4 protein-coding genes are annotated in these 10411 nt (G+C 73.3%); 2 read left to right on the top strand and 2 right to left on the bottom strand.

Annotated elements, in window-relative coordinates; all coding sequences use genetic code 11:
* Positions 1 to 108 precede the first annotated feature (108 nt).
* On the bottom strand, positions 109 to 1767 hold the full coding sequence (locus AC1VNM_RS03375) for an ATP-dependent DNA ligase (protein WP_483105853.1): 1659 nt from the start codon (positions 1765 to 1767) through the stop codon (positions 109 to 111).
* Between the two features lie 195 nt (positions 1768 to 1962).
* On the opposite strand from AC1VNM_RS03375, the gene AC1VNM_RS03370 reads away from it, so the two are divergent.
* Complete coding sequence (locus tag AC1VNM_RS03370; protein WP_483105852.1) at positions 1963 to 5232, top strand: hybrid sensor histidine kinase/response regulator; 3270 nt, start codon at positions 1963 to 1965, stop codon at positions 5230 to 5232.
* Between the two features lie 90 nt (positions 5233 to 5322).
* On the opposite strand, the gene AC1VNM_RS03365 is transcribed toward AC1VNM_RS03370, so the two are convergent.
* The gene (locus AC1VNM_RS03365; protein ID WP_483109230.1) at positions 5323 to 6375 is read right to left on the bottom strand and encodes a ligase-associated DNA damage response exonuclease; all 1053 of its coding nucleotides are present in this window, start codon (positions 6373 to 6375) and stop codon (positions 5323 to 5325) included.
* A gap of 354 nt (positions 6376 to 6729) precedes the next feature.
* On the opposite strand from AC1VNM_RS03365, the gene AC1VNM_RS03360 reads away from it, so the two are divergent.
* Positions 6730 to 10410 (top strand): response regulator, encoded by a 3681-nt coding sequence (locus AC1VNM_RS03360; RefSeq protein WP_483105851.1) that lies wholly within the window; start codon positions 6730 to 6732, stop codon positions 10408 to 10410.
* Position 10411 lies beyond the last annotated feature (1 nt).

Raw genomic sequence — 10411 nt, 5'->3', positions numbered from 1 at the left:
CGCCGATGGCGTCCCCCCTTGGACTCCCTCTCCCGCTTGCGGGAGAGGGTGGGGGTGAGGGCCAGCGTCCGTGCCTGTCCTCCCCGTCGTCGCCGTCGCTCCCGCCGGTCACGCGCCCTCCTCCGGCAGCAGGGCCTGCAACGTCTGCAAGGTGTCGGCCTCTTCGACCGGTTTGTCCTCGCGCCGACGCAGCATGCGCGGGAACCGGACCGCAATGCCGCTCTTGTGGCGGCCGCTGCGCGCGATGCCTTCGAAGCCGAGCTCGAACACCATCGTCGGCGTGACGCTGCGCACCGGACCGAAGGTCTCGGTCGTCGTCTTGCGGATCACCGCGTCGACATCGCGGATCTCGGCATCCGTGAGCCCCGAATACGCCTTCGCGAACGGCACCAGCTGCCGGGCCGGATCGTCCGGCGGGCCGTTCCAGACGGCGAAGGTGTAGTCGGTGTAGAGGCTGGCCCGCCGCCCATGGCCGCGCTGCGCGTAGATCAGCACCGCGTCGACCGACAGCGGATCGATCTTCCACTTCCACCAGACGCCGACGTCCTTGGTCCGGCCGACGCCGTATCGCGCGTCCCGGCGCTTGAGCATCATCCCCTCGACGCCGAGCGCGCGCGCCTGCTCGCGCTGCCGGGCGAGGTCGTCCCAGTCCGCACCGGCGATCAGCGGACTGGGCTCGAGCCCCGCCAGCGGATGCGCGGCGACGAGGCGCTCCAGCCGCGCGCGCCGCTCATGCTGCGGGCGATCGCGCAGATCCTCGCCGCCCTCTTCGAGCAGGTCGTAGACGCACAGCGCCACCGGCAGCTCGCCGAGCAGCTTCGCGCTCAAGGTCTTGCGGCCGATGCGCTTCTGCAACTCGGCGAACGGCATCGCGCGGCCGTCGCGCCAGACGAGGATCTCGCCGTCGAGCACGACCCCGTCGGGCAACGCCTCGCCCATCGCGCGCAGCTCGGGAAAGCGGTCGGTGACGAGCTCCTCGCCGCGAGACCAGATCGCCACCTCGCCACCGCGTTTCACCAGTTGTGCACGGATGCCGTCCCACTTCCACTCAATGAGCCACTCCGACGCCGGCCCGATCGCGGCGTCGAACTGCCCGACAGCCAGGTTGAACGGATGCGCGAGGAAGAACGGATACGGCTGCAACCCGCGACCGGCGCCATCGGCGCCCTCGAGGTCCGCGGGCGCGATGAGCGCGGCATAGTCGTCGGCGGTCGGCGTCGCGCCGAGGTGGGTGTAGCCCATCAGCCGCTGCGCGACGAGCTTGGCGTCCAGCCCGCCGACGGCCGCCAGCGCCTGCGTCACCTGCAGCTTCGACACGCCGACGCGGAATGCGCCGGTGATCAGCTTGAGGTGGACGAAGCGCTGCTCGACCGCCAGCGCGGCCCACTGGCTCTGCAACTGGACGGCGAGCGACTCCGGCGGCTGCCCGCGCAGCGGCAGCAGGTACTCCGTCATCCAGACGGACAGCGGCCGCTCGATCACCTGCGCGGGCTCGGGCAGGAGCAGCGAGATCGTCTCGGCCAGATCGCCGACGGCCTCGTAGCTCTCGTCGAAGAGCCACTCGGGCAGCCCGGCCACCAGGCGCGCCTGCTCGCGCAGCAGCTTGGTCGGCACCAGCTGGCGCGGCTTGCCGCCGGCCAGGAAGTACACGGCCCACGCGGCGTCCTCCGGCGGCGCCAGGCGCAGGTAGGCCTGCAGCGCGGACTGCTTCGAGAGGCTGGACGTCGAGGCGTCCAGGTCGCGGTACAGCGCGGCAAAGGCTCTCATGCGGGCGATGCTAGCGAGCGCCGCGGTCCGACGCTGTAGGACGCGGGCGCGTTCTCAGGTTGACAAGCGCCGGTCCGCCCTCCAACACTGGGCCGGCTCCCACGCGGCACAGGCACTCGGCGACGCATCGCCGAAGCAGTCCGGAGCGGCCCGGGCCCGCCCGGAAGAACTCAACCGGTCCGGGGGGAGATCGTGATGGCGCAACCGCCGCGGAGCAAGAAGTCGCAGGGCTGGCGGGGCGCCGTGGTGGACCGGCCGCGCCTGGCGTGGCTCCTCATCGGCGCCGCGACGGCGGTGGCGGCCTGGACCGCGCAGTTCGGCTATACGGCCTGGGCCGGATACGAGGCGCGGCTGGAGCTGGAGCGGTCCGCGCGCGGGCAGGCCTTCCTGCTGAACCGCGTGACGATCACCAGCCCCGGGTCGGGGGCGCTCCTCATGCTCGGCCGCCTCGGCGACGAGCTCAAGCACGCCGCCCGCCTCGAGCGCGTCGAGCGCCCTCCCGCCGAACCGCTTGCCCGCCGCACGCTCAGCGTGCTGGCCCAGAGCCCGGAAACCGAAGTGGCCTTCGTGGCGAACCGTCGCGGGCTCGTCGTCGAGAGCTGGAGCAATCCGGGGCAGGAATCGCCGCTCGGGCAGGACGTCGGCCTCAGCCCCTACTTCCGGCGCGCGATGACCGGCGAGATCGCGGTGAGCGTCGGCATCAGCGCGTCGAGCGGCCGGCGCGCGTTCTTCACGGCCGCGCCCATCTGGCCGGAGGAAGGCGGCCCCGGATCCGTCGCCGCGGTCAAGCCGCCGGACCGGCCGATCGGGGTCGTCGCCCGGCGCTTCTTCCTGGACGAGGTGGACCGCTTCCTGGCCGACCCGCAGTTCGATCACGGGCGGTCGGTCTCGCCCGACGCCCGGTACGCCGGCGGCCTGCTGATCTCCCCCGACGGCGTGGTGCTGGCGGCCAGCGAAGCCGGCTGGCGCCTGGCGGTCGTCGGTCCCTTCGACACGGCACGCGCCGCGGCGCTGACCGCCAGCCGCCAGTACGGCAACGCCTTTCTCGACCCGGCGCGGACGCGCCGCCTGTCCTTCGATCCGGAGCAGCCGACGATCGAGGTCGGCCGTCGCCGCCTGCTGACGGGCCGCGCCGACGTGGACTGGGGCGATCCGCGCGGCCCGTGGCGGCTGGTGCTGCTGAAGGACGAGACCCTGGTCGCCCCGATGGGCGAGCGGCTCGCCGCGGCCGGCGTCATGGCGCTGCTCTGCGGGGCGCTGCTGATCGCGCTGCAGCGCGCGACCGCCCACGGCGTGGCCACGCGCCGCGCGAAGGAGGCCGCCGAAGAGGCCACGCGCGCCAAGTCCGATTTCCTGGCCAACATGAGCCACGAGATCCGCACGCCGATGAACGCCATCCTCGGCATGTCCGAGCTGGCCCTGCGCACCGGGCTCGATCCGCGTCAGCGCAACTACATCGAGAAGGTGCACCGCTCGGCCGAGCACCTGCTCGGCCTGCTCAACGACATCCTGGACTTCAGCCGCATCGAGGCGGGCAAGCTCCAGCTGGAGTCGGTCCCCTTCCGGCTCGACGACGTGCTGAGCCACCTCGTCGACCTGATCGCCCTGCGCATCGAGGACAAGGGCCTGGCCCTGCGGCTGAACGTCGCGCCCGACCTGCCGCCGCGGCTGCTCGGCGATCCGCTGCGGCTCGGGCAGGTGCTCGTCAACCTGGGCAACAACGCGGTCAAGTTCACCGATCAGGGTGAGGTCGTCGTGGCCGTGGAGCGCGCGGACGAGGCGCCGATGTCCCCCGGCGGCACGACGCCGGACCGCGCGGCGTCGGACGGCATGACGCACGATGGCACGAAGCGCGATGGCACGGCGCAAGACGGCACGATCGCACTGCGCTTCGTCGTCCGCGATTCCGGCATCGGCATGAACCGGGCCACCCTGTCCCGGCTGTTCAGCAGCTTCAGCCAGGCCGACTCCTCGACCACCCGGCGCTACGGCGGCAGCGGCCTGGGATTGGCGATCTGCCGACAGCTGGTGGAGTTGATGGGCGGCCGCATCGAGATCGAATCGGCGACCGGCCTGGGGACGATCGTCCGCTTCACGGCACGGTTCGGCGTCGTCGCGGCCGCGGAGACCGCGCCGGCCACGCCCTCGCCGGGCAGACGCCGCGCCCAGGGCGAGGCGATGCGCCGCCTGGCCGGCGCACGGGTGCTGGTGGTCGAGGACAACGAACTGAACCAGGAACTCGCGGCCGAGCTGCTGCGGGATGTCGGCGCGACGGTCACGCTGGCGGACCACGGCGCCCAGGCGCTGGCCTTGCTGGCGATGGCGCCGCAGGGATTCGACGCGGTGCTGATGGACTGCCAGATGCCGGAGCTGGACGGCTACGAGACCACGCGGCGGCTGCGCGCCGATCCGCGCTGGCGGACATTGCCCGTGATCGCCCTGACCGCCCACGCGATGGCTGGCGACAGCGATCGCATCCTGGCCGCGGGCATGAACGCGCACCTGGCCAAGCCGCTGGACATCGAGCTGCTGTATGCGACCCTGGCCCGCTGGGTGGCGGTGTCGCGCGGCAAGACGCCGCCGGTGGCGGACGACGGCGCGCCGGTGGCGGCGGCGCCCCGGTCGCTCGACGATGGCGGCCCTCACGGCTTTCAGGACGCACGAGACATACACGACATACGCGACATTCGCGACATTCGCGACAAGCGTGGCGCACGCGACGAGCGCGGCACGCCCGACCGACGCGACGACCCGATGCCCGTCGAGGACGGCGAGGCGGGCCTGTCGTCGCAGGACCTGCGCCTGATGCGCGCCGGCCTGGCCGGCGCGAACCGGCGGATGCCGCTGTACCGGCGGCTGGTCGCCACCTTCCTGCGCACGCGTGCCGACTTCGACGCGCAACTGGCGGCCGCGCACGAGGGCGACGACGCGCGGTCGACCGCGCTGCTGGCGCATGCGCTGCGGGGTGCCGCGGGCGCGGTCGGCGCGCACGAGGTGGCGGAGGCGGCGGCTCGGCTGGAGCGCGCCTGCGACGCGGGCCTCCCGACGCAGGAACGGTCGGTGCTGCTGGCGCGGCTGCGGGAACAGCTGGGCGACCTGCTGCCGGCGCTGCGACGCATCCAGGCCTGGTCCAAGGCCCGGTTCGACGTCGGCTCCGATGATGACGCCGCCCATGACACCGCCCATGACGCTGTCGCCGTCGGCGCCGCGGTCGACGCGGCCAGGCCTGACGCCGCGAAGCTCGACGCGGCGGATCGGGATCGACTCCTGCGCCTGCTCGACGCCGACGACGGCGCCGCCGTCGACCTGGCGGAGCGGATGCGCGGCGCGCTTGATCGTCGGACGGCACTGGACGACGATCAGCGCGCGCAGCGGGCCGCGCTGCTGGACGCGCTCGACGCCGTGCAGCGCTTCGACTTCAGCGACGCCCGCGATCGGCTGCGGAACGGGCGGCGCACCGGTTGAGCCTCACGGACGCGGCCCCGTTCGAGCGAGCCTCGCCGACTCGGTTCGGCGCGCATGAGCCGAACGTCCGCGGCTCGGCACCGGCGCCCCTCACGGCGGCGGCTCGGGCACCGCGGCGGCGGTCGTGTCGGCATCGCCGCCCGCTTCCTCGTCGCCGTACTCGGTCGCGAAACCCTGCGCCCGCAGGCCCTGCTCGCTGAGCCAGCGCACCATCGTCGCGACGCTGCCGTGCGTGACGAAGACGCGCTCCGCGCCGGTGCCCCGGATCGCCGCCATCAAGCCCGGCCAGTCGGCATGGTCGGACATCACGAAGCCGCGGTCGACGCCGCGCCGCCGCCGCGTGCCGCGCAGCTGCATCCAGCCGCTGGCGAAGGCGTCCGCGAGGTCCGGCCCGAAACGCTTCAGCCACGGCGAACTCGCGGCCGACGGGGGCGCGATCACCAGCGCGCGCGACAGCGCGGCCTTGTCCAGCGCCGGATCGCCGGCATGCCGGGTGGGCGGCAGGCTGACGCCGGCCGCGCGGTAGACGGCGTTCAGCGGCTCGACGGCGCCGTGCGCCACGATCGGGCCGATGGACGCATCCACGCCGTGCAGCAGCCGCTGCGCCTTGCCCAGCGCATAGGCGTAGAGCACCGAGGCGCGGCCCGCCTCGGCGTTGCGGCGCCACCAGGCGTCGATCTCGGCGAACAGCGCCGGCTGCGACGGCCAGCGGTAGATCGGCAGGCCGAAGGTCGACTCGGTGATGAAGGTGTCGCAGCGCACCGGCTCGAAAGGCGCGCAGGTGCCGTCGGCCTCGAGCTTGTAGTCGCCCGACGCGACCCAGACACGTCCCCCGTGTTCGAGCCGTACCTGCGCCGACCCCAGCACGTGTCCGGCCGGATGCAGCGACACGCGCACCCCGTGATGCACGATCGCCTCGCCGTAATCGAGCGTCTGCAGCGTGATGTCCTCGCCCAGCCGGCGCCGCAGGATCGCGGCGCTGTCGCGATGCGCCAGGTAGTGCGCATGGCCCATGCGGGCGTGGTCGCTGTGGCCGTGCGTGATGACGGCGCGGTCGACCGGCCGCCACGGGTCGATGTAGAAGTCGCCGGGCGGGCAATAAAGCCCCTCGGGCCGCGCGACGACGAGGTCGCCGACCGCCATTCCGCCGGCGTCCATGCCTGCCGTCCCCCGGGCGTTCACGATGTCCATGTCGACCGATGCTAGCCAGGGCGCGACGCCCTCCGTGTAGGACGAGCCCGCGTCCGGCGTCCGGCGCCGGGCATCCGGCATCCGGTATCCGGCATCCGGTATCGCAATCACAATCGCAATCGCAATCGGCATCCAGCAATTCGATCGAACCGAAGCGCCGGGGGCGCAACAAAGTAGGTCTACCCTCACCTCGCGACCTTGCCGCCTACGCGGGGCTTGCGCCCCGGGCCACCTCCCCTACACTGACCCGGCGTTCATCCACCATCACCCGGCGCACGTACGCCGGGGGTTCCAGGGAGGAAAGGGATGGGTCGTGTTTCCGACTGGCTGCTGGGACATCGCCGGGTCGCGTGGCCGCTGGCCGCCGTGGCGGCGCTGGCGCTCGGTGTCGGCGCGAGCGAGCTGCACCGCCGCTCGCTCGAGCACGACTTCCTGCGCAACCTGGACAACGCCGCCCAGCGCGAGGCGCTGGCGCTGCAAGGCCTGACCCTCACCGGCAAGGGCATGGGCGCGGTCGTGCTCTCCGGCCAGCTCAATCCGGCGCTCAAGACCGTCGCCACCCTCACCGACGTCGACGAGGCCCGCCGCACCCGCCCCGCCGCCGACACGCTGGAAGTGATCGGCAGCAGCGTCGGCGCGCAGCTGGCCTTCGTCGTGAACGCGCGCGGCCGCATCATCGCGGGCTGGGACGACGAGGGCTCGCCCCCGATCGGCCTGGACGTCGGCTTCCGCCAGTACTTCCACCAGGCGATGCGCGGCCAGCCCAACGTCTTCGCCGGCATCAGCATCAGCACCGGCCAGCGCGCGTACTGGCTCTCCGCGCCGATCTACCGCCGGCCCGGCCAGGAGGGCGAGATCGTCGGCGTGATCGCCGCCCGCCTCTACGCCGACGCGCTGGACCACTTCCTCGACACCCGCAGCTACGCGGGCGCCCTGCTGGTGTCGCCGTCGGGCGTGGTGCTGGCGGCCAGCCGACCCGGCTGGCGCATGAGCCTGGACGGCCCCGCCACGCCGCAGCGCGCGAAGACCATCACCGCGGCCGGCCAGTTCGGCAAGCTCTTCGAGGATCCCGCCCACTCCCACAGCCTGCCGTTCGCGCTGCACGGTCCCACGGCCGAGATCGACGGCGTGCGCCATGCCGTCGCCCATGCCGCCGTGGCCTGGAACGATCCGGCCGGCCCCTGGCGCCTGGTGCTGCTGGGCGACCTGGACGCGCTGGAGCCCACCGCGACGCGGCTGGGGATCGCGGCGCTCGTGGCGCTGCTGGCCTTCGGGCTGCTGGCCGCGACCTTGCGCAGCCTGGCGCACGGCGCGTCGCGCGACCGCAAGGACCTCGAGCTGCAGGCGCAGCATCGCCAGCTGCAGGCGCTGCTCGCGGAACGCGAGCGCGCCCAGGACGCGCTGCAGCAGGCCAAGGACGACGCGGAAAGCGCCACCCGCGCCAAGTCCGACTTCCTGGCCAACATGAGCCATGAGATCCGCACGCCGATGAACGCGATCATCGGCATGTCCCACCTGGCGCTGCAGACCGGGCTGGACGCCCGCCAGCGCAACTACATCGAGAAGGTGCACCGCTCGGCGGAGAACCTGCTCGGCGTCATCGACGACATCCTGGACTTCAGCCGCATCGAGGCCGGCAAGCTCAGCCTGGAGTGCGTGCCCTTCCGAATGGAGGAGGTGCTCGACCACCTGGTCAACCTGATCGGTTTCCGCGTCGAGGACAAGGGCCTGGAGCTGCTGCTGAACGTGCCGCCCGACCTGCCCACGGCGCTGATCGGCGACCCGCTGCGCCTGGGCCAGGTGCTGGTGAACCTGGGCAACAACGCCGCCAAGTTCACCGACCACGGCGAGATCATCATCGGCATCGAGGCCGTGCCGCTCACGCCGCCCACGCCGGCCCTGGACGCCGACCCGCCGGGCGCGGCCTGCACGCCCGAGGTCGAGCTCCACTTCCAGGTCCGCGACAGCGGCATCGGCATGACGCCGGAGCAGCAGGCGCGGCTGTTCCGCAGCTTCAGCCAGGCCGACAGCTCCACCACGCGCAAGTACGGCGGCAGCGGCCTGGGCCTGGCGATCTGCAAGCAGCTGGTGGAGATGATGGGCGGCCGGATCTGGCTGGAATCGACACCGGGCGAGGGCTCGACCTTCCATTTCACGGCCCGCTTCGTGCTGCAGTCCGAGGGCTCGGACCTGCCCGCGCGCCGCGCGCTGATGGCGCATGAGCTGGCGCAGATGCGCACGCTGGTCGTCGACGACAACCGCGCCGCGCGCGAGATCCTGTCCACGCTGGGCGCGGGCTTCGGGCTGGAGGTCTCCACCGCCGCCGACGGCGCCGAGGCGGTGCGCGACGCCGAGCGCGCGCAGGCCGACGGCCGCCCCTACGCGCTGGTGCTGATGGACTGGCAGATGCCGGTGCTCGACGGGATCGAGGCGACGCGCCAGCTCGTCGACGGGCGGCTGCGGGTGCCGCCGGCCGTCGTGCTGGTGACCTCGTTCGGGCGCGACGACTCCTTGACCGCGGCGCTGGCCGCCTCCGGGCCGTCGCGCCGGCCGGTGCTGCTGACCAAGCCGGTGACCGCGTCGTCGATGCTCGGCGCCATCGGCGAGGCGCTCGGCCACGTCGACCTGCCCTCCCCGGCGGCGCAGCGCCGGCGCGACTCCGCGCGCGAGGCGATGCGGCAGGTCGCCGGCGCCCGGCTGCTCGTGGCGGAGGACAACGAGCTGAACCAGGAACTCGTCACCGCGCTGCTGGAGGATGCCGGGGTCCATATCACCCTGGCCTGCAACGGGCGCGTCGCGCTGGACCTGCTGGAAGCCTCGCCCGACGGCTTCGACGGCGTGCTGATGGACTGCCAGATGCCGGTGCTGGACGGGTACGCCGCCACCCGCGCCCTGCGCGCCTCGCCGCGCTGGGCGGACCTGCCCGTCATCGCGATGACCGCCAACGCGATGAGCGGCGACCGCGAGCGCGTCCTCGAGGCCGGCATGAACGACCACCTCGCCAAGCCCCTCAACGTCGACCATCTGTTCGAGATCCTCGCGCGCTGGGTGCACCCGGCGATGCCGGCGGCGGACGTGCCGATGGACACGCGCTCCGGCGCGGGGCGTCGCGTGGACACGCAGCAGGGGCGCAGCGAGGTGCTGGAGCCCGGCATCCTCGATGCACGCGATGCACGCGGCGGCGGGACCGCCTCCACCGGACCGAGGGATGGCCGGAGCGACGGTCAGACCGACTGGCCCCAGGGCGACGCCGGCAAGCCGGACGGCCTGCCGCAGATCGCCGGGCTGGACGTGCAGGCCGGCCTGGCGACGGCCGGCGGTCACCTGCCGCTCTACCGCAAGCTGCTGCGCACCTTCCACGACACGCAGACCGGCTTCGCCGCCGACTTCGCCGAAGCCGCCTCGGCGGGCGACGCGATCACGATGACGCGGCTCGCGCACTCGCTGCGCGGCGCGGCGGGCACGCTCGGCGCCCGACCGCTGGCGGCGGCGGCAGGCGCGCTCGAGCAGGCCTGCGCGCAGCGCGCCCCCGCCGCCGAGCGCGACCCGCTGCTGATCCGCGCGCAGTCGCTGCTGGCGACCTTGATGGTGTCGCTGGGCCGGCACCTCGCGCGCGAGGCGATGACACAGGGAATGACGCAGGCGATGGCGCAAGGGATGACGCAGGGGATGCCGGCGTCGCCGCCCCCGCCCGCCCCAGCGGCCACCTGGCCCGGCGGCGGCGCCTCGCCGGCGCTGGACGACGCCTCGCGCGAGCGCCTGGACGCGCTGCTGGCGCGGCTGACCGCGCTGCTGCGGGACAGCGACTCCGCGGCCACCGACGCGGCGCAGGAACTGACCGAGCTGCTCGACCGCGTGCCGCTGCCGACCGCCCGGGCCCGCCTGCTGCGCCGCGCGGCGGACTCCGCGGCCCGCTTCGACTTCGACGGCGCGCTCGACTGGCTGCACGACGACGAACGCGCCACGTCCTCCGGGAGGCCTGCATGAG

This window comes from Mitsuaria sp. MSU3D, from assembly GCF_056867975.1.
The sequence above is the reverse complement of the archived record's forward strand: the minus strand, read 5'-3'. Positions and strand labels throughout refer to the sequence as shown.